This is a genomic window from Bombilactobacillus sp. ESL1197, assembly GCF_058107145.1.
The window spans coordinates 160527-182461 of sequence record NZ_JBYLTY010000001.1; the positions used below are offsets into that span (position 1 = coordinate 160527).

Consider the following 21935-nt stretch of genomic DNA (forward strand, 5'->3'; position numbering starts at 1 on the left):
TATAAAAATAAAAGATGTATTTTAGTAATTGAATTAAGTTGGTTTTTTATACAAACTAATTAATTGGGAGGAATTTCTCATGAGTTATTGGAATATTGATAAAATAAAATATGTTGGTCATCAAAACAATACCAAATCTACTCTCGGATTTCGTTACTATAACCCTGACGAAGTGATTGCTGGCAAAAAAATGCGGGATTGGTTACGTTTTTCGGTTGCTTATTGGCATACCTTTGATCAACGACTAGTTGATCCTTTTGGTGATGGTACTGCTATTCGCCCCTATGATAAATACACCGATCCAATGGATAATGCCCTAGCCAAGGTTGACGCTGCCTTTGAATTATATGACAAATTAGGCGTCGATTTTTTAGCATTTCATGATCGTGATTTAGCTCCTGAAGGCGATACCCTAAGGGAAACTAATAAAAACCTTGATAAAATCGTAGATAAGATTGTTGAATACCAAAAAACTACTGGCATGAAAGTTTTATGGAATACTTCTAATATGTTTACCAACCCGCGCTTCGTTGCTGGAGCCGCCACTTCACCATACGCCGACATTTATGCCTATGCCGCTGCTCAATTAAAGCATAGTTTGGAAATTGGCAAGCGTGTTGGTTCTGAAAACTATGTATTTTGGGGTGGGCGTGAAGGCTACGAATCACTTTGGAATACTGATATGAAAAAAGAACAAGAGCATATCGCCCACTTCTTCCATATGGCCAAAGATTATGCTAAAAAAATTGGATTTAATGCTCAAATGTTATTAGAGCCTAAACCAAAAGAACCAATGACCCATCAATATGACTTTGATGCTGCCACTACCATTGGCTTTATGAAAGAATATGACTTAGATAAAGACTTTAAATTAAATCTTGAAGGCAACCATGCCAACTTAGCTGGACACACTTATCAACACGAAATTCGAGTGGCTAGAGATGCCGGACTGTTAGGATCACTTGATGCTAATCAAGGAGACAAGTTATTAGGATGGGACATTGATGAGTTTCCATCTAACTTATATGAAACTGTTGCCGCAATGTACGAAGTTGTTGAAAATGGTAGCATTGGACCACATGGTGGCTTAAACTTTGATGCTAAGCCGCGGCGCTCTTCTTTTGAAGCTAACGATTTATTCTACAGTCATATTGTTGGTATGGATACCTTTGCTGCTGGCTTAAGAGTTGCTGTTAAGCTCAAGGAAGACAAAGTTCTAGAAAACATTGTGTCTGAACGCTATAGTTCTTATCAAACTGGTATTGGCGCAGAAATAGAAAATGGAACTGCAGATTTCAATAGTTTGGAACAATATATCATTGATAAGCCACAATCCGAATTAAGGGCTGCTACATCATCTGACCATCTGGAACAAATCAAAGATATCATCAATCAATATATCATTTCTACTTTGAGTGAATAAATTAATCAAGTTAAAGACTGAGACTGTAAAGATAAAAAGTGCCTAAAAGTTTATGTAACAACCTTTTTACCTTGAAGTCTCAGTCTTTATTATTTTCAAGGAGATGAGTTTCATGGAAAAGTATGTATTAGGAATTGATCTAGGAACTAGCGCAGTTAAAGTATCGGCCGTATCTCAAGATGGAATCATCATTGCACAAACCAGTTCTTCATTTGCAGTTAGTCATCCCCGGCCAGGTTTTAGTGAGCAAGACCCCAACTTATGGGTCACGGGCACCAGCAACGCGATTCAAACATTGCTACAATCTTCTCCCATTCAAGCAAAACAAGTTGAAGGCTTAAGTTTTTCTGGACAAATGCATGGCTTAGTTTTATTGAATAAACAAAACCAAATCTTAAGACCAGCCATTTTATGGGACGACACTCGTACTACTTCGCAATGTCAAGAAATTATGCAAAAAATGGGGCCACGTTTTATCGATATAACTTATAACAAACCGCTAGAAGGTTTTACTTTGCCTAAATTACTTTGGGTACAAGAGCACGAACCAGAAATCTGGCAACAGGCCCAACTTTTTTTATTACCTAAAGACTACTTACGCTATCAAATTACTGGTAATCTAGCAACTGATTATTCTGATGCCACCGGTACCGTCATGCTCGACGCTCAAAAACAAAATTGGAGTTCAGAAATTTGTCAAACATTTAATATTCCACTGAGTATGTGTCCTCATTTAATACCATCCACAGCCTTTACTGGGTTCATAACACCAGCTTTTGCTCAAAAAACCGGCTTACAGACTACTACTAAAACATTTGCCGGTGCTGCTGATAACGCTGCCGGTGCTATTGGTGCAGGTATTTTAAAGCCTAATATGGTTTTATCAAGTATTGGTACATCTGGCGTAATTCTCAAATACGAAACTGACAAAACCAATTATCAAGGCGAACTTCAATTTGAAAGCCATGGCATATCTAATTCTTACTACTCTATGGGTGTTACTTTAGCAGCAGGTGATTCCTTTAATTGGTTTAAGCAAACTTTTTATCCCAATAATAGCTTTGAAGATATGACTGCTGATGCCCAGCAGTCAACTCTGGGAGCTAACGGATTGTTATTTACTCCTTATTTGGTAGGCGAACGTACTCCTTATGCCGATTCACAGATTCGTGGTAGTTTTATTGGCATAGATCGCAATCACAAAAAACAAGACTTTGTGCGAGCGGTTATGGAAGGTATCACATTTAGTCTACAAGATTTATTAGATATTTATACTCAAAATAACTGTCAGTTTGACACCGTAGTCTCAATTGGCGGTGGGGCTAAAAGTCAGTTATGGTTACAAATGCAAGCAGATATTTTTAATAAAAAAGTTGTTTGCTTAACGACAGAACAAGGTCCTGGATTAGGAGCAGCAATGATTGCCGCAGTAGGCTTAAAGTGGTTTGACAGCTTTAATAACTGTGCTAACACTTTTATCCATCTTAATAAAAGTTATACCCCTCAGCCAGATAACGTTCAACAATATCAAGCTTTACATCAAATCTATCAAGAAGTTTATCCCCAAACTAAAAAGATCAGTAAGGAATTACTCAAATTTAAGCACTAAAGTTATTTATAAAATCTTCAAGCGTAAGAATGATTGCTTGGAGATTTTTTAGTTAATAAAGAATATTTAGAACAGCATTTTGTCATAGGGGCCAAAAAACACTTTCTATATATCTTTTTTTTAAAGTTGTATAATTAAACCAACTAAATTCTAAAGAAAGTGTAGGAAAAGCATGAGCAAAATTGCTAGTCGTAAGGCTTTTCATCAAAATAATATCAATCGTGTTTTACAGCAAGTCATTAATAATGGTCCTATTTCTCGAATTGAAATTGCCCGCAATTTAGAACTTAATAAATCATCAATTACCGCTCTATACAATGAAATTGAACAAGTAGGTTATTTGAAAGAAGTTGGTAATGGCTCAGCCTCCAAAAATGGCGGTCGAAAACCCGTTTTAGTTAGTTTAAATGAAAAGTTTGGGTATACCATCAGTATTGATATTGGTTATCGACACCTCCACTTTATGGCTAACTACTTGAATGGCAGTATTGCTTATTACCAAACTAAGGAATTAACTAAGCATAATATTCAAGACATTCTCAAATTAATCGATCAAACCATTGATACGTTTATAAAACAAGAAACTGAGACTACCAATGGGTTATTGGGGATTTGCTTTTCCATTCATGGTGTAGTTTTTCAAAATAAAATTCTCAAATCACCATTTTTAAAAATGGACAATATTGATCTAGTTCAAAAATACCAAACCAAATATCACGTTCCAGTTATTTTAGAGAATGAAGCTAATTTATCAGCCGTTTATGAACGTGATTTTAACGAAGCTAAAAATGAAGACAATATTTTATGTATTAGCATCCACAAAGGAATCGGTGCCGGAATTATTTTAAATCGGCACCTTTACTATGGTTCCAATGGTGCTGCCGGTGAAATCGGTAATTCCTTAATGTTTACCCATCACAATCAATATCAATATGAAAAAGTTGAACAATATTGCTCAGAAGACGCCATCTTAGACACTGTTAAAGAACAAAAACAAGTATCTTCTTTTAATCGCCAAGACCTCGAACAATTACTTCAACAAAACGATCCAGAAGTTCAAGCAGTTTTGGATTCTTTTATCACCTCCATTGCTCGCATTATTTTTAATGCAGCGGTTTCTTTTGCACCAGAAAAAATATTTATTAATTCTCCGCTAATGGAAGAACTGCCAAGTATTTTTAAAGCAATTCAAGCGACCACCAGTGAATTAAAAATGATTCCTAGTTTACAATTAACTAAGCATTCACACCATGCTATTTTATTGGGAGCATGCTCGTTAATTACACATCACGTTTTAGATTTAGATCAATATGACTTGATTCTGAATAACACTAATATTGATTGATGATCCTGTTCAAGATTTGTTTTTGAATTAAAAATAAAAGACTAGAGCACATTGTAGAAGTTAGATATTATCAGATTAAACCATTCAACTTCTAAACCACTTTGTAACTCTAGTCTTTTATTTTAAGATTGAATTTCTAACAACTCAATCCAACTATTTTTTAACTGATTTAATACACAAAATGGAAATTCCACCAATTAAGGAAAAAGCAAATGAAACAATAAAAATGGCTGAAAAATGGAACCAAGAGATAACCGCTGCCGCAATCACTGGTGCTAAAGCTTGAGTAATAGTATTACCTAAATTATAAATTCCTAAGAAAAAGGCCACTCGATTCTGATCCGGGATAACTTCCAGATTTAACAAATTATCTAAAGAGTTCCAAATACCCATTCCTAATCCGGCAAACAATGAGTAAATTACAATTCCAGCCGTATTACGCACTAAGAATAAGGTCAAAGCACCAATAGCTAAGAAAATCGTTGAGAAACCTACTGGAATTTTTAAAATTTTCAATTTATCAGAAATGGGGCCAGCAGTAAAGCCCATCAAGACACCCAAAATCACCATAATAGTATTAACTAACTGAATGGAAGATTGCGTTTGACTACCACGATGTAAAAAATCAGTCATAATATACAAAATATAACCTGTAATCGCAAAATTGCCGATACCTTGAAAAAATTTACCAATTAATCCTAAATAATAATCGCGGCCAACAGACCAACCAGGAAAAATTGCCTTAATTTCTTTCCAAGACCAATGATTATGTGTTTTATCTTTTTTAGAAACTTCAATTTGCTCATCCAAATTAGATGGTTCATGAACAATAATCGTCGCAACTGTAGTTCCTACAAAAGTAAAGATACCAAAAATCAAAAATCCTAATTGATAATGGCTTAAAAACATTGCTCCAACAATATTAAAGGCATTATTCCCCAAAGCCATCCCTAAGCCACCATAAGCCGAAGAAGCAGTTCCCTTTCCTTCTTCAGGAGCTAAATCTAACCAAGCCACCATTGGTGCCACAATAGTATTCAAAGCAATTTGTCCTAAAATCCAAATCACTAATAAATAAGGAATACTTTTGGCAAAAGATGCCATAATCATTAAGATCATGAACGCTAAAGATCCTCCAAAAATCCAAGGTGCCCGCTTGCCGAAACGTGAACGGGTGCGATCAGATAAGGCCCCAGCCACCATATTAGATAAAGCGGCTGCAATCATACCACAAGTTGAAAATAACGCCACAATATTCACCTTATTAGCTGCATCTAAATGCTGAATAATTGCTGGTAAAAATAAACTATTTAAAGTTACATATGGTCCTAACCAACTAGCTGGGCCAATAATCAATCCTGGAACTAAACGTTTTAAAGGAATCGTTAATTTTTTCATAGATCATCTTACTCCTCTTTAAAATTTTCAACGCGATAATAATCAAAATCCGCAAACGACTGATGTTGGTAAGCATCTACTGCTCCGATAAAATTAAATAATCCTGTAAAACCACCAATTTCACCAGGTTCTCCATTAACGCCTTCATCTGATAGATAAGTAACATCAATCTGATTTTCCAAAATTTTCCATGATTCATTCGTTGAAAAACGGTAACTAACAGTCACCATTCCTGCTTGATACTTCAATTTGAGCTCAATATGCCCCGCAGTTATCGCTACTTCATTAAATAGATGATCAATGCGTTCACCTAATTTGGCTTGTAAAATTCTTAAAACTACACCTTGTTCATCGTCAGTTTGACATAAGCGTGCGTACAACCAGTTATTAGAGTCATAATAAAGTCCTAAACCAGCCGTTTGCGAATAATGCTGTGGTTGAAATCGCAGACTAGTCTGTACCTCATAATTAAAGGAGGTTGCACGAGTCGCCATAATAGATGGATCGTCCTGTGAAAAGAATGAATTACGACCATAAATGCGCAAATGACCTGGATTATCAGTCGTATTAACCCAATCAGAACTCTGTTCATGATAAGGTGTCATAAAACGTAAATCATAAGTCTTTTGTTCAAATTCATCTTGAAAACTATCATGATCATATTGAACAGCAGTGGTTCCTTTCGGAGCAGCAACTTTAATTTTGGCTAAGTTAGAGCCATCTGCCATTTCTAACCAATCTTCTTGATTCCAAACCATTTTTTGTAAGGAAGTTTCACGTCCTAATGGATTTAACTTAGTTGTTGGTAAAGGCCGTGACATCAAATGTGCTAAATACCATTCATGATTAGGAGTTTCAACCAGTGAACCATGGCCTGCTTTTTGCATTGGTGAATTGGGATTATACATTTCAAAATGTCCCGCGTCAGGATCGCCTAGAGAGAAAAGATGATGTGGCGAAGACGTAATAATCGGTTCGCCTGTCGGGTTAGGTTGATATGGACCAAAAATCTGTGATGAGCGACCAATTTCAACTCCATGAGCATAACCAGTTCCCCCCGCAGCAATTAATAGATAATAATAGGAATTATGCCGGTAAATTTGTGGTGCTTCGGCACATCCTCTAGTCGTAAAGTGCGTCGCAACTCGATGCCATGGACCAACTTTGCAAGTTGGCAAATCAATCTGCGCAATGACAATATGTCCTGGAGCTTGAAAACCAGTACGACTTTCCCACTCTAAAATAGAAAGATAATGTTTGCCATCAGTATCATGAAATAAGGCTGGATCAAATCCAATGGATGTCACATAAGCTGGTTTAGTCCACGGACCAGTGATTCTATCAGCCGACATAATATAGGAATCCGCGTTAAATTCACGACCAGCCATATTTTGCATATGCGAAAAAATTAACCAAAATTTCTGTTGGTGTTCATCAAACGATAGATGTGGTGCCCAAATACCAGCTGGTGTATTAGTTCCTCGCAAATTAATTTCTCCAGCTGTTAGTGCATAAGAAATTAGCTGCCAATTTACTAAATCTTTGGAGTGAAAAATTTGAATAGCTGGATTCCAATGAAAAGTGGAATTAGCAATGTAATAATCGTCTCCCACTCTAATGATCGAAGGATCTGGTGCCATTCCCGGAATAATTGGATTATTAATCTCTGACATAAAAACTCTCCCCATTAAAAATATTGATTAATAGCATAATCTGGTTATTAATTAACTGAAATCATGCTATAATGAAAGCGATTTTGTGTCAATTGATTTAGTTTGTTTAGTAAATAAATTAACATTAAGATGTAAGAATTGTCGCTTTTAGAAAGGTAATGAAAATTTTGGATCATCATGAAAATGTTATTCCCAATTTAAAAATTGGTGTGCGCTTTTATGAATCAGACGTCACTATCAATGGTTATGTACCCTTTCACTGGCATAGTAGTATTGAATTAGTTTTTGTGATGAAAGGCAAACTATTATTTAACTTTGACGGGCAAACTCATCCGGTATATCCTAATCAATTTATTGTAGTTTCTTCCGGTGTTATTCACGATGTCACTAATACGCCCAATCAATCACTAGTTTTACAAATACCATTACAATTCATCGAGCCTTATCTGACACATCCGGAAAAGTTAAATTTTCAAATCATTGATAACAATTCCCAGCCTGCACAAATAATTATGGCTCTACTTAAGCAATTGAATACCATCGTTCAAACCAAGACTCCCAGCACTAATTTAAAGATTGGAACGATTATCTTGCAAATAATGCAACAATTAATCGACAATTTTGCTCAAAGCCAAGAACAAACATCGGAAAGCACTAGTTATTTAAAAGACATTATCGTTTACATTAATAATCACTTTACACAGCAAATCAAGGTCCAGGATTTAGCCAAAATGTTTGATTACAACGCCAGTTATTTATCCCGCTTATTTAAACAGCAAACCGATATCACAATTACACAATATATTTATAAATTAAGATTAACCGCCTTTTATCAGGATTTAATTGATACTGATTTATCTATTAAAGATCTTATGAATAAATATGGTCTCAAAAATCCTAGAACTACTCGAAATCTTTTTAAAAAAATGTATGGTAAATTACCTATTCAAGTTCGCCAAGAACAAACATCTCTTTAGTTTTACATGATTTAATTTTTTTGAGAGATAGAAAAAGTTTCAGAATAAGTATTTAAAAACAAGCAAATTAGAATTGCCCATATGCCATTTTAATTTGCGCAATTTCCCGGGAAAATTTGCTGGTAGCACTCGCTATTTTTAGCTATATTTAGATTAAAAAAGCAAGGAGCCTTAACCTATGAAAATCCAATTTGCAGCTCAACTCTTACAATTAAGAAAAGAAAAAGGAATCTCACAAGAACAATGAGCTCAAAGTTTAAATGTTACCCGCCAAACCATCTCCAAGTGAGAACTTCAAGAAGCTACTCCTGACCTAAATAAAATCCAGGAGATTGCCGCTTGTTTCAAGGTACCTGTTGAAGAACTGCTCTTTGGTTCAGATTTTAAAAATAAAACTATCCCTGTATCTAAAAACAAAAAGCGCTCTCAGCCTATTAATAATGGTTGGGAATTTTTAGCTCGATATTTTTGGAACATTATTATTGGTGTTTGTGTCTTGGCATTTGCTTTATCATTTTTTATCTAAATTAAGAAAAAAATTACCTCGTTCTGTTGCTCAGATCACACAATTACTAACAATTCCGATTTAAAATCGATTACATCATGGAAATGATTGTTCCATTTTCAGAATTACGGTACAATGTGTCTGTAGGTTGTACATCTAGGAGGGTATTTAAATGGCTTATTTAGATAACGGTAATCAAATCTTTAAAGACGCACGGAAAAATCATTACGCTGTTGGTGCTTATAACACTAACAACGTTGAATGGACACGCGCTATTTTGCGGGCTGCTGAAGAAACAAGAACTCCATTATTAATTCAAGTTTCTACTGGCGCTGCTAAATATATGGGTGGTTACAAATTCGTCAAAGACATGGTCGAAGATCAAATGGATTCCATGAACATCTCCGTTCCAGTTGTTTTGAACTTGGATCACGGTGACTATGACTCAGCCATTGAATGTATCAAATTAGGCTATTCATCAGTTATGTTTGATGGTCATGCTTTACCAACAGAAGAGAACTTGGCTAAGACCAAAGAAATCGTTAAGTTGGCTCATGAACGTGGTATTTCTGTTGAAGCTGAAATTGGTAAAATCGGTGAAAACCAAGGCGCTGAAGGTGGCGAATTAGCTTCTGTTGAAGATGCTAAAGCCTTTGTTGCTGCTGGCGTTGACAAATTAGCTTGTGGAATTGGTAATATCCACGGTGTTTATCCAGAAGGCTGGACGGGCTTAAACTTTGACCGTTTGAAAGAAATCGCTGATGCCGTTGATGTACCTTTAGTTTTGCATGGTGGTTCTGGTATTCCTGAAGAACAAATCAAGAAGGCGATCTCTCTTGGTATTTCTAAAGTGAACATCAACACAGAATTCCAATTAGCTTTCCAAGAAGCTACTCGTAAATACTTTGAAGAACACAAAGATGAAGATAAAGCTAACAAGGGTTATGATCCTCGTAAGTTACTTCTTCCTGGTGCTGAAGCTATTACTGATTCCATGAAGGAAATGATCGGTTGGTTAGGTACTCCATCAATTGATGAAGAATTAAAATCTGCTGCCTTTGATCGTAGCTCCTTAAACGAAGAATAATAACAATTAAATTTATTGACTAAACGCAACTGGCAATTTTTCAGCCAGTTGCGTTTTTTGATTTGGAAATTCGATAAAAACCGTGAAACCTACTGTATTTCTTCAGGAATTGGCTTAAAATATAGGTGAAATAAATAATTAAGAGAGGCTTATCATGAAACCACACCGAAAAAAAGGTTCTTGTACAACAATTCTAGTCGGAAAGAATGCATCCATTGATGGTTCGACCATCATTGCGCGCAATGAAGACGGTAATGCACCGCTGCATCCACAAAAATTTGTTTACGTGAAACCTGAAGATCAACCGCATCATTATCAAGCTGTTTTAAGTAAATTCAATTTGGATTTACCAGCCAATCCGTTAGGCTATACTTCCACTCCGGAAGCTGTTATTGGTCACGGGCTCTGGGCAGCGGCAGGGATCAATAGTGAAAATGTCGCTATGAGTGCTACAGAAACGATTACCACCAACAGTCGCATTTTGGGGCTGGACCCCTTAGTCGACGATGGCTTAGGAGAAGAAGATATCCCCACCATTGTCTTGCCCTATATCCACAGTGCGCGCCAAGGAGTAGAACGTTTAGGACAATTGTTAGAAGACTACGGCACCTATGAGACTAACGGCATTTGCTTTGCCGATAATGATGAAGTTTGGTATTTCGAAAGTATTGCCGGTCACCACTGGGCCGCAATCCGGATTCCTGATGATTCTTATGTAATTGCTCCTAATCGCTTTAACATTACTGATTTTGATTTTCAATCGCCCGATACCCTCTGCTGTAGCGATTTAGAGGACTTAATTGAACAAAACAACTTAAATCCCGATCCCGAAGGCTATAATTTACGTCATATTTTTGGTAGTGCCACTATCAAAGATACTCGTTACAATAATCCTCGTGCGTGGTTCGGACAAAAATATTTCAATCCCGAATTTCAAACGACACCAATTGATCAAGACTTGCCTTTTATTTGTCAGACAACGAAAAAAATCAGCATTGAAGATGTCAAGTTTGTCTTAAGTTCCCATTACCAAAACACGCCGTATGATGTTTATGGTACAACCAATAGTGCGGAACAAAAGAAATTATTCCGGCCTATTGGCATCAACCGCAATCAAGAGTTACACATTTTACAGATTCGCAATAATGTTCCTCAAGAAATTGCCGGTGTTCATTGGTTAGCCTTTGGCCCCAATACTTTTAACGCGGTGATTCCTTTCTACGCCAACATTAACGATACTCCAGCAACTTATCGCGATACCACTGACCAATTTGATCCTCAAAAAATGTACTGGTTAGCTAATACTTTAGCCGCTTTTGGTGATGGACATTTTAATTTGGTTGAAGATTCCGAGAATGCTTTCGAACAAAAAACGGTCGCCGCTTGTCGTCATTTACAAATTCAAGCCGATCAACAAGCGATTAAAGAAAGTGATGTCCCCAGTTATTTAACCCAAGTTAATGACCAAATGGCCCAAATTTCTTTGACCAATTCGACCGAATTATTAGGTGAGATGGTGGGCTTAGTGGCTCCACGGATGAATTTACAATTTACTTTGCACGATTAAATTAAAGTTGTGACAAAGAGCGGGTCAAAGCTACACTATTACTGTAGCTAGATACAAACTTATGCTTCTGAGAGCAATGTCACATAAAAATTGTGCTCAATTCCGCTTCAAAGCAAAAAAAGAACTTTCCATCCGGAAAGTTCTTTTTTACATATACAACTGATATTAAAACCCAACTATTTAAAATAATGTTGTGCCCAGTCTAAGACTTTGGTTTGATATTGTTGTGGTTGTTTTTGATAAGACTGCGCATGACTAGCGCCCTTCACTAACCACAATTTTTTAGGACCATGATCATTATCATAGTTAATCCGCGCATTTTTAGTCGGCACAAAAGTGTCTTTAGTACCGTGAATAATAAACAGTGGTACGTGATTGTGCTTTAAAGTTTGCGCAGTATTCGCATCATAAAAGCTATACTTGGCAATCATTTTAGTAAACATATTAGCGGTTGGAATCAACGGAAAACTTGGCAAGTGAAAGAGGGCCTGTAATTCGTGTTCCAATTCACCCTTAATCGAAGCGTAACCACAATCGGCGACCGCAAACTTGACTTGCTGTGGCACGTTTAACCCCAAATAATACATGACCGTGGCCGCACCCATACTAACGCCAAATAAACCAATCTGACTCTGCGTGCCATTTTTACGTAAAATTTGCTGCACCCAGCCTTGATAATCCTTGCGATCTAACCAGCCGTAACCCAAGTATTGGCCACCACTAAGTCCTGAAGCGCGATCATCCGGTGCCAACACATTATAGCCTGCTTGATGGAATAATTTAATATATGCACCCATTGTTAAACTATTATCGCCATAGCCATGGGCCAATAACATCGTTTTCTTCGTCGTCTGAGCAGCTGGATAATAGCGCGCTTTTAAATGAACTCGTGCTTTATCACTTGTTGTTTGCTGCCAAACTTGCTGCGGCGTTTTTTTGGCCCATAGCTCACTGGTCGTTAATGCTTGACCAGCGTTACGGGCACTGTAGCCCCCCTTTTTAATTGCAAAATTAAACAAATAATAGGCGCCACCCAAATCTGCCGCGAGCAACAACACGACTAAAGTGATCACCAATGCTTTCCAGTGCTTTTTAATCATGCCTGAACCTTCTTCACTAAATCTAACGGTTGCTCAATTAAATCAACGACGCCCGCCTGCTGTAATTCTTGAGCCGTACCAAAACCGTACAATACCCCAATCGTTGCTATTTGATTAGCTTGTGCGCCGAGAACGTCCGTATTACGGTCACCAATCATCAGCGTTTCGGCGGCTGTTAATTGATTATCAGTTAAAGCTTGAGCGATGATCTCTTTTTTAGACATGGTTTCACTCAAATCAGCGCCGTAAATACCATTAAATTGGTCTGTTAAGTTTAATTCTGCTAAAATTTGACGCGCAAAATTCTCCGGTTTGGCTGTTGCCACAAAAAGTTGTTTTCCTAATTGGCGTAATTGTGCTAACATTTCAGTAATCTGCGGATAAAGATTTAATTCTAACCAACCTTTTCGACCATAGTAATCTTGAAAATCTGCAATCAGTTTAGTCGACAATTCACTGTGTGCCGGAATTTGACTGTATTGCGCCAAGCTTTCCATCAAAGGTGGCCCAATGAACTTCCGTAATTGGCTATCAGCTGGGACTGCTAAGCCTTCCGTTTGATACGCAAACTTCAAGGAATTCATAATTCCTAAGCCACTATCAACTAGGGTTCCATCTAAATCAAAAAAAATATTTCTTAACAAATTAATTCCTTCTTCACAATTTTTTTACAAAATAAGACTACAATCATTCGTATATCATAATTGAGGTGAACTCATGAAAGGTACTAACGTCCAAACTGGTCTGAGTCAACAACAGGTGCAAGAACAGTGCCAGCATGGCAATACTAATCAGGTCAAAAATCAAAATTCCACACCAATCTCTAAAATTATATCAAAAAATCTGATTACTTTATTTAATCTGGTCAATTTAGTCATTGCCATTTTGATTTTTAGTACTGGTCGTTTCGCTAATCTGTTCTTTTTAGGACCCGTCGTCGCCAATTTTATCATCGGTACATATCAAGAAATCCACGCTAAAAGGCAGTTGGATCATTTAACTTTTTTAAATCGCCAAAAAACCCAAGTTCTCCGTGCTGGACAGCAAACTACGGTCTTTCAAGATGAATTAGTCTTGCATGATCTCGTAATCTTACAGCGTGGTAACCAAATTCCCGCCGATGGTCGCGTTCGGCAAACCTCCCATTTAGAAGTTGATGAATCTAACCTTACTGGCGAATCAACCCCGGTCATTAAAACCGAAAATGATCAAGTTCTATCCGGCAGTTCCGTTGTTAGTGGCCAGGCCCTGGTTGAATTAACAGCTGTGGGGGAGCAAAGCTTTGCGAATCGCTTAGCCAATTCTGCCAAGCAACAACAACACAATGTTTCACAATTATTAAACATCATCAACCAAATTATCAAAGTTCTCACCTATATCATTGTCCCCTTAGGATTGTTGCTCTTTTGGAGCAGTTTTCAGCATTCCCATAATTGGTCAGCGGCCATTTTAGGGACCTCCGCCTCCATTATCGGCATGATTCCTCAGGGACTCGTCTTACTAACTTCTGTGGCCCTGGCCGTTGGCGCGGTTCACTTGAGCCATAAACAAGTCCTAGTCAAATCTATGACGGCGCTCGAATCCTTAGCACGCGTTGATACACTATGTTTAGACAAAACTGGCACCATTACCACGGGCAACCTGCAATTAACTCAAGTAATTGCGGAAAGTTTAACTACGCAACAGTTGTTAGCCATTAGTCAAACTATCGTTCGTGCTACCAATGAAACCAATGAAACGGCCCAGGCCATTTTAACAGCGCAAGAACCAGCAGCTGATTTACCAGCCATTGAGAGTATCGTAGCTTTTTCTTCACAACGTAAATGGTCCGCCGTTAATTTAAAACACCAAGGCTCGTTTGCCTTAGGTGCCCCGAATTTTATCTTACATGACACTGACCAAATTAAGCGCGCGCAAACTTATGCGCAACAAGGTTATCGTGTCTTGGCTGTCGTCCAATCACCAAAACTCATTACTGAAACCATTGAACAGCCACAACTCTTAGGCTATCTTTTGATTCAAGATGAAGTGCGACCGACGGCGGCTAATACTTTTCAATATCTTCAAACGCAAGGTGTCGCTTTAAAAATCATTTCTGGCGACGATCCAGCTACCGTTCAAACCATTGCGCAACAAGTTAATTTAAGTACCGACATCAAAGCTATTGATATGTCCAGTGTGGCTGTAGACCGTCCCCTCGAAGATTACGGCCAAATTGCCCAAAAATATACCGTTTTCGGGCGCACTTTACCGGAGCAAAAGCAAAAATTAATCAAAGGTTTACAACAAAACCAGCACCAAATCGCCATGACCGGTGATGGAGTCAACGATGTTTTAGCAATGCGCCAATCGGATTGTGGCATTGCTATTGCGGGCAACAGTGATGCCGCTGAAAGTGCTGCCGACTTTGTTTTATTAAACCAAGATTTTGATTCCATGATTTACGTTCTGAATGAAGGGCGGCGCGTTATTAATAACATTGAACGAGTAGCAGCCTTATATCTGATTAAAACTATGTATTCAGTGCTGTTAACCATTTGTTTTATTGTTATGCGCACCAACTATCCTTTTCATCCGGCACAATTAACGCCGATTAACGCTTTAACCGTAGGAATTCCCACCTTATTTTTAGCCTTGCAGCCTGATTTTCGTCCTCCTGAAGGCCGCTTTTACAAAAATGTCATGCAAGTGGCGTTGCCAGCTGCTTTAGATATTACATTATTTGTAGTCTTACTTGTCTTATTTGGTACTAAGTATCAACTTCATTACCCATTAACTTCTACCTTGGCAGTTTTTGCCGTTAGCATGATCAGTTTTGCTGCATTATGGACTATCTCGCGCCCCATTAATCGCGGTACACTAATTATTTTCACCCTCCTTTTTATCACTAATCTACTCATGTTCATTGGTTGGGGTAAACCGTTTGAGCTGTTGAATTTGTTTCATCATCAACAACTTTATTGGAGCTTAATCATCCTAATCACCTTTTATCCGGTATTTAAAATTTTACGTGAATTTCTGGTCCGTTACTGCTTCAAATAATACCGCGACAAAAGTCGCCTAAAAGCTGAGGAACGATTAAGCAAAAAATTGAAGTTTGACTTTGTAAACTGAATGATTAATTTGTTGTTAACCATCATTTAAATTAAATCAGAATTGGGCCTTTAACAGCTTGTTTGGCATCCGCAATCACTAATCCCATTTCTTGATCGCCTAATGCTTTAGTGGCGGTTCTCAGATTTTGTTGATTGATAATCGTAAAAGCATAATTTAATTGCACCGCTAGCTTCACTAATGGCTGACGATAACTATGACTCAAACGACCATTAATATACAAATGATACTGCGGATACCTTTGCATGACTTGTTTAATTACTGCTAAATTTTGCACTTGGCGCACTTGTGCTACCGTTAAGGCTAACGCGACTCGCTCTTGAAAATTACCCAAAAATTTACGTTTTTCATCGGGTTTCAGCTGCGGTTTGCCAAAAACATTTTGCTTTAAATAGTCTTCTACACTTGTCATTTCTACACCTAGATTCATCAAAGATGATACTTTTTAACTTGATACAAAGTTTTTAAAATTCGATAATTAGCCTGACCAATACTTTTAACATGCTGCAAGTTATACGTATGGGTTGCACTTTGACCATGTTGCCAGTAATGATACAATGGCGTAGAGTCCACATAGAAGCGACTTGTCAACGCCACGTATTTGATATTAAACACCTGATCTTCCATCAAAGACAAGTCGGGTGCAAAAGTTAAATGATGCTTGCGAATCGTTGTCAGGCGATAAACTTTATTCCAGGTGTAACCCATAACTGAGCCATTTGTCATTTTAGTTATTTGTTTAACTAATTGTGCTTGCGAATAATAAGCTGGAGGCAATGGTTGGATTTTATTGAGAACTTTCTTCGCAGATTCTTTAACAAAACCACACACGGCTAAGTCTAATTGTTGATCTTGAAAGCACGTTAAAAAATAATCGGTAAATTGTGGTTCCAGCCAGTCATCACCATCAATAAAAGTAATTAAGTCCCCCTGTGCTTCTAAGATTCCCCGATTGCGAGCCGCCGAAATGCCTTGATTAGTTGTCTGACTGATTAACCGAAAGTTAGCGTGGTGGTGGACAAACTCTTGGGCAATCGCCACCGTTTGATCAGTGGAAGCATCATTAACCATCAACAATTCAAAATTCTGATTAATTTGTTGAACAATAGACGTTAAACTACGTCGGAGCAATTGTTCTTCGTTATACAAAGGCATCACTAACGTTAATTTCACTATAAACTGTCTCCTAATTTTCAATACCTATATTGTATTAATTTCAGTGAGGATTCTCAATGCAAAGAATTTTTCAATTTTCTAACACTAATAATTTTCGAGAATTGGGCGGTTATCCCACAACCGACCACCGTCACATTCGCTGGCACAAAATTTTGCGTGCAGGTTACTTAAGCGCCTTAACACCGCGTGAATTGCGCTACTTAAAGCATTACGGCTTACGCTACAGTTTTGATTTGCGATCTGAATATGAACGAAAAAATTGGCCGGATCCCGAGACTTCATTTTTAACATTAATTGCCGCACCACTCTATGCAGCACCTTCTAGTACTACTACCGGTGATAAGCTTTATCAAACATTGCCCCCGGACCAACAATTTTCGGGGTTACCCGGCATGTACCAACAAGTTGTCTTAGATCATTATTCCCAACAAGTTTTTTATCATTTTTTCGCGGTTTTATTAGAAAATCAGCACCCCAATCAATCCGTTGTCTTCCATTGTTCAGCGGGTAAAGATCGCACAGGCATTTTAGCCATTTTACTACTCCTAGTTTTACAAGTACCCATCGACTATATTACGCAAGATTATCTTCTGACTAATCTCATGTACACCCACGCCACTGATCTAGCTTATTTAGATAATCCTAACGATCAAACTATTCAACAAATGAATTTCACACCCGCGGATCAAGCTGCTGTTGTGGCTATTCAGACGGCCGTAACGGCCGTGTATGGTTCCTGGCCAAAATTTGAACAACAAATTCTGGGTTTAAGCCCTACTAAGAAAGCACTTTTACTTCAGTTATACACTACCAAAGATTCAATATAAAAGAGTCCCTTCATCAAGTTCGTGATCCAGTTACCAATAAATACTGCAACTGTGATCAAATTGAAACTTGTACAAGGGACTCTTTTTATTTTTGGAAACCAGTTTGGCCGGCATGCCATTGGACGGGCAAAATATATTCCGAATCTGTGGCCTGTCCGTGTAATCTTTGCTGTAAAACTTCAACTGCCAGTTGCGCTAATTGAGCAATTGGCTGTACAACAGTCGTTAATTGTGGAAAGAGATTTTGTAATAAAGTAGTGCCATCATAGCCCACTACTAACAAATCGTCAGGTACTCGGCGCCCAAATTCTAAAGCCACTTGGCAAATTAAGATCGCGTCTGTATCATTAGCGGCAAAAATAGCTTCAACATCTGGATGTTCTTGAAAAATCTTTTGAAAAACGCGCCGCTTAGCCGCGGCACTAATATTAAAATCTAGTTCATACGTCACTGGCGTTAACTGATGGTCTTGCATCACTTGTTCATAAGCTCGCCTTCGCTGTTGGGCGGGCGTAGCGAGATCATGGGGACCATTCGTATGAATAATTTTCGTGACGCCTTGATCCAACAAATGTTGGGTCGCTAACTGACCGCCGTGAAAGTTGTCCGAAGCAATAATGGGTATGTCATCACTGACAATGCGATCAATCGCCACAATCGGCAAATTTTTTTTCTGATACTGGCTTAAGCCTTGATTATGCGTACCGACAATTAAACCATCCACCTGTTTAATTAATAGTTGATCCAAATAGTCCGCTTCCTTACGCGAATTATTCATCGAATTACCAATTAAAACTTTAAAGCCTTGTTGATATAATTGATTCTCCAAACTCGTAGTCAACTCACCAAAAAAAGGATCCGCCACAGATGGTAATAAGATACCAATCAAGTCCGTTTTATGATGATACAATTGGCGTGCCACAACATTGGGATGATAATCCAATTGGTCCATGGCTGCATAAACTTTATCAATCGTCGTTTGACTTAAATAGCCGCGGCGATTCAAGACACGTGAAACCGTCGTTTTCGAAACTCCTGCCAGTTGCGCAACATCTTCTAATTTTGGCACCTAACATTGCTCCCCACTTTTTTAGTTTCATTATAGCTCAACTATTTTGACCAAAAAAGTTGCTATGAAAAAGTGGTTAGGACAAAAAGAATGGTTCGTCAATTTCAACAAACAATCTTTTTAATATTGATTCGTGTCTGCTTCCAACTGGTAAACCAAACTATCAGCTACTCCTTGACCGTCAGCTTGCAGTTGAATTACAGGTGCTTGGTTAAAGTAATAACGTTCACTAAAGACCACTTCGCCTTGATTGACAAAAATTTCTAAGGAACTACGATCAACAAAAATTTGTAATTGCAACTGATCACAATTTTGTAATTGACCATAACGCGCCGTTTCGCGGTCGGTGCGACTTACAATTAATTGCTGTTGCTTAACTAAATAAGTGAGCTTTGTTTGGGCAGTAGTGGTGGGATCTTGAAACATAACTTCGATTTTAGTACCCTGAAATTGTACTAGATCTACGTTTAATTGCCATTCCACCGTGGCTTGATCTTGACTAATGATTATTGGCTTTTCACTTAAGGCACAGCTTTGTTGTTGCAATACCTTTTGTCTTAAGGACTGCACTTCTTGAATCGGTCGCATATATAAATGCTCATTTTGCCAAACTAACTCGCGGGGCAAAGTTAACGCTCCCGACCAACCATCAGCTTGTTCTGGCATGTCACTTTCCCACATTGCTAGCCAGCCAACCACAATGCGCCGGCCATCAGGAGCAAGCATCGTTTGCGTCGCATAAAAGTCATGCCCTAAATCTAATTCGTGAAAACCCATCTGGGCAAACTGCGGTGTTTGATAATCTAGCTGACCCGCAAAGTAAACCGTTTGGTGTAAGTTCAAATATTGCTGGTTTTGTGCTTGAATCCCTTGCGGCGAAGTCAACAATAAGTCTTGACCGTTTAAATGAAACAAATCCGGACACTCCCACATATAACCTTCTAGTTGACTATTTTTAGCTTGCGTCAGTGGTCCTAAATAGTCCCAGTCCACTAAATTATCGGAGAGATACAACAATACGCGGCCCAAGCCAGCCTTAGTTTGCCCACCTAAAATAACATAGTAATGACCGTCATGCTCCCAAACTTTGGGATCGCGAAATTCTTGTGTATTATCGGCTGGCGGTGTAGCAATAACGGGATTATGTTCATATTTGGTAAAATGAATGCCATCAGTGCTATAAGCTAAGTTTTGATTCTGCCAGTAACGATCGGGATCTTTTTCATCATAATAGTTATTACCGGTATAAATTAAATACAAAGTATCATCTTTAACAATCGCACTACCAGAAAAACAACCGTTTTGATCTTCCGCATCGCCTGGTGTTAATGCCACAGGCAAAGTTTCCCAGTGTAATAAATCCTTACTGCGCGCATGACCCCAGTGCATCGGTCCCCATTTAGGGGCATCCGGATAGTACTGATAAAACATATGATAATAACCTTGAAAATAACAAAAACCATTGGGATCATTAATCCAACCCGCTGGAGCCATCAAATGATATCCCAAGCGATAACGCTGATTAGTTACTTGTAAAGCTGTCATTTTTTTACCTCAACTTTTAATTTATGAACGAATAAAGGGATCACCGTTAACATCTTGATCATCTTTTTTCAAAACGAAGAATGCATAAATTCCCGCTAACAAAACTGTAATGGCAATCACATGAAAGGTACTACTATAACCAATATGATCGCGCAAGGTTCCTAAGGGGTTGGACAGTAACACTTGACCAATCTGTGACGCGACTTGAAAGCCAATCATATATAATGTCGCAGATAATTTGGTATCAAAATGTAATGTGAAATAACGGAAGATCGGCAACGAAAACAGTGGTACTTCAATTGAATGTAACATTTTAATGCAGGAAATCGCAACCGGATTATGGAACAAGCCGCAAGCTCCAATACGCACAAACATAACTGTCACACCAAGTAATAAGGCATTTCGGACACCAATTTTCCGCATCAAGATCGGCACTAAACTCATCATTAAAGCTTCGCAAAAAACTTGAATCGAATTTAACGTACCATACATATGTTGACCCAAAGCGGGATTAGCAAATAATTTCGTATAAAAATCTGGGAACATTTGTTGATCAAAAACCGTATAGAAAGTATTCGTAAACATAATAAAGATAATAATGAGCCATAACTCTTTCATTTTTAACAAACTCAACATATCTTTCAGAGATGGTGTATCACTGCCTTCGCCTTCAAAAGTTAGGTTTTGATCCACCGTTTTTTCTTGTTTAGGCTTCCAAAAGATTAATTCCAATAATAGCAACACCCCAAATCCCGAGGCTACGACAAAATTCAGTTTGGGATTAATGACAAAGAGATATCCTGCTAATAGTGCCACCATTGCATAACCAAAAGAACCCCAAGCCCGCGCTTGACCATATTCAAAATCAAAGCGGCGACTCATCTTTTCTGCCACGGCTTCAAAAATTCCCGAAGCCGATAAGAAACCGGCTGATAAAAAGACGGCCCCGACAATAATTCCTAAAATAAAATGATGACTTAATAATGGTGCGTAAATCCAGACAAAAAACGGTCCGATTAAAGCATCTAAAATTGCACAAAAAATTAATAAGTAACGTTTAATCACTAATTTATCCTGTAAAGTACCATAGATAAACATTAAACATAGAGTAACTAACGAATTGGCTGAATAAATAGTTCCCACAGCACCACCAGATAAACCTAAACCATTTTGTTTAGAAGTCAGCCAAACTTGAAAGAATGACCACCAAACACCCCAAGATGCAAAAAACAAAAGTAACGTCACTGAATTTTGTAAATAAGAAGGATTCTTCAGCGTTTTTTTAAGATTTAACATACAAATTTCAATCCTTTCTGCGGTGACTCTGACTGTCAACCGGTTATCATAATCTTAAAACGTTTACAGATATTATTATATGATTTCGTTTTCATATGTCAACCGGTTATCATATTTTTTAGATAATCTTTTTTTAATCCATTAATCATCAAATGAAACGAAATATCAAAGTTTAATCCTTTTTTTGGAAATTCTGTCCCACTTTTGAAACAATTATCCGACAA

General features: G+C 37.9%; 17 protein-coding genes. 8 read left to right on the forward strand and 9 right to left on the reverse strand.

Annotated features, from left to right (window positions below):
- The first annotated feature begins 79 nt into the window (after positions 1-79).
- The 3 genes from xylA (at position 80) to AC3B6B_RS00595 (ending at position 4377) form a co-directional block, all read left to right on the forward strand.
- The gene (xylA, locus tag AC3B6B_RS00585) at positions 80-1423 is read left to right on the forward strand and encodes a xylose isomerase (protein WP_489756778.1); all 1344 of its coding nucleotides are present in this window, start codon (positions 80-82) and stop codon (positions 1421-1423) included.
- Between the two features lie 112 nt (positions 1424-1535).
- On the forward strand, positions 1536-3032 hold the full coding sequence (gene xylB / locus AC3B6B_RS00590; RefSeq protein ID WP_489756779.1) for a xylulokinase: 1497 nt from the start codon (positions 1536-1538) through the stop codon (positions 3030-3032).
- Between the two features lie 172 nt (positions 3033-3204).
- Positions 3205-4377, forward strand: a complete 1173-nt coding sequence (locus AC3B6B_RS00595) for an ROK family protein (protein WP_489756780.1) — start codon at positions 3205-3207, stop codon at positions 4375-4377.
- A gap of 153 nt (positions 4378-4530) precedes the next feature.
- Here the strand turns inward: AC3B6B_RS00595 and AC3B6B_RS00600 are convergent, their stop codons facing one another.
- Together AC3B6B_RS00600 and AC3B6B_RS00605 are read right to left on the reverse strand one after the other, a co-directional pair.
- Entirely contained in the window at positions 4531-5775 is a 1245-nt protein-coding gene (locus tag AC3B6B_RS00600; RefSeq protein ID WP_489756781.1) for an MFS transporter, read from the reverse strand.
- Between the two features lie 8 nt (positions 5776-5783).
- Positions 5784-7448 (reverse strand): glycoside hydrolase family 43 protein, encoded by a 1665-nt coding sequence (locus AC3B6B_RS00605; RefSeq protein ID WP_489756782.1) that lies wholly within the window; start codon positions 7446-7448, stop codon positions 5784-5786.
- A 158-nt stretch (positions 7449-7606) separates the two neighbouring features.
- On the opposite strand from AC3B6B_RS00605, the gene AC3B6B_RS00610 reads away from it, so the two are divergent.
- The 3 genes from AC3B6B_RS00610 to AC3B6B_RS00620 all read left to right on the forward strand — a co-directional run bounded on the left by AC3B6B_RS00610 (position 7607) and on the right by AC3B6B_RS00620 (position 11584).
- Positions 7607-8425, forward strand: a complete 819-nt coding sequence (locus AC3B6B_RS00610; RefSeq protein ID WP_489756783.1) for a helix-turn-helix transcriptional regulator — start codon at positions 7607-7609, stop codon at positions 8423-8425.
- A gap of 677 nt (positions 8426-9102) precedes the next feature.
- Positions 9103-10017 (forward strand): class II fructose-1,6-bisphosphate aldolase, encoded by a 915-nt coding sequence (gene fba, locus AC3B6B_RS00615; protein WP_489756784.1) that lies wholly within the window; start codon positions 9103-9105, stop codon positions 10015-10017.
- A 154-nt stretch (positions 10018-10171) separates the two neighbouring features.
- Positions 10172-11584 carry a C69 family dipeptidase gene (locus AC3B6B_RS00620; protein ID WP_489756785.1) on the forward strand — a complete coding sequence of 471 codons (1413 nt, stop codon included), beginning with the start codon at positions 10172-10174 and terminating at the stop codon, positions 11582-11584.
- 176 nt (positions 11585-11760) lie between these two features.
- Here the strand turns inward: AC3B6B_RS00620 and AC3B6B_RS00625 are convergent, their stop codons facing one another.
- Both AC3B6B_RS00625 and AC3B6B_RS00630 read right to left on the reverse strand, forming a co-directional pair.
- Positions 11761-12684 (reverse strand): alpha/beta hydrolase, encoded by a 924-nt coding sequence (locus AC3B6B_RS00625; RefSeq protein ID WP_489756786.1) that lies wholly within the window; start codon positions 12682-12684, stop codon positions 11761-11763.
- Positions 12681-13328 carry an HAD hydrolase-like protein gene (locus AC3B6B_RS00630; protein ID WP_489756787.1) on the reverse strand — a complete coding sequence of 216 codons (648 nt, stop codon included), beginning with the start codon at positions 13326-13328 and terminating at the stop codon, positions 12681-12683. The genes AC3B6B_RS00625 and AC3B6B_RS00630 overlap by 4 nt, the downstream gene beginning before the upstream one ends.
- A 73-nt stretch (positions 13329-13401) precedes the next feature.
- Between AC3B6B_RS00630 and AC3B6B_RS00635 the strand changes: the two genes are divergently transcribed.
- Positions 13402-15726 carry an HAD-IC family P-type ATPase gene (locus AC3B6B_RS00635; RefSeq protein ID WP_489756788.1) on the forward strand — a complete coding sequence of 775 codons (2325 nt, stop codon included), beginning with the start codon at positions 13402-13404 and terminating at the stop codon, positions 15724-15726.
- 103 nt (positions 15727-15829) lie between these two features.
- Here AC3B6B_RS00635 and AC3B6B_RS00640 read toward each other — a convergent pair whose 3' ends face one another.
- Together AC3B6B_RS00640 and AC3B6B_RS00645 are read right to left on the reverse strand one after the other, a co-directional pair.
- Positions 15830-16210, reverse strand: coding sequence for a YueI family protein (locus tag AC3B6B_RS00640; RefSeq protein WP_489756789.1), 381 nt, complete (start codon positions 16208-16210; stop codon positions 15830-15832).
- A 17-nt stretch (positions 16211-16227) separates the two neighbouring features.
- Positions 16228-16971: a glycosyltransferase family 2 protein gene (locus AC3B6B_RS00645; protein WP_489756790.1), complete on the reverse strand. Its 744-nt coding sequence runs from the start codon at positions 16969-16971 to the stop codon at positions 16228-16230.
- Positions 16972-17030: 59 nt separating this feature from the next.
- Here AC3B6B_RS00645 and AC3B6B_RS00650 point away from each other — a divergent pair, with 59 nt between their 5' ends.
- Positions 17031-17801, forward strand: a complete 771-nt coding sequence (locus tag AC3B6B_RS00650) for a tyrosine-protein phosphatase (protein ID WP_489756791.1) — start codon at positions 17031-17033, stop codon at positions 17799-17801.
- 85 nt (positions 17802-17886) lie between these two features.
- Here the strand turns inward: AC3B6B_RS00650 and AC3B6B_RS00655 are convergent, their stop codons facing one another.
- The 3 genes from AC3B6B_RS00655 to AC3B6B_RS00665 all read right to left on the reverse strand — a co-directional run bounded on the left by AC3B6B_RS00655 (position 17887) and on the right by AC3B6B_RS00665 (position 21711).
- On the reverse strand, positions 17887-18870 hold the full coding sequence (locus AC3B6B_RS00655; protein ID WP_489756792.1) for a LacI family DNA-binding transcriptional regulator: 984 nt from the start codon (positions 18868-18870) through the stop codon (positions 17887-17889).
- Positions 18871-18990: 120 nt separating this feature from the next.
- A complete protein-coding gene (locus tag AC3B6B_RS00660; RefSeq protein ID WP_489756793.1) occupies positions 18991-20415 on the reverse strand; it encodes a glycoside hydrolase family 32 protein in 1425 nt (474 codons plus the stop codon).
- 21 nt (positions 20416-20436) lie between these two features.
- Positions 20437-21711: an MFS transporter gene (locus AC3B6B_RS00665; protein ID WP_489756794.1), complete on the reverse strand. Its 1275-nt coding sequence runs from the start codon at positions 21709-21711 to the stop codon at positions 20437-20439.
- Between the last annotated feature and the right edge of the window lie 224 nt (positions 21712-21935).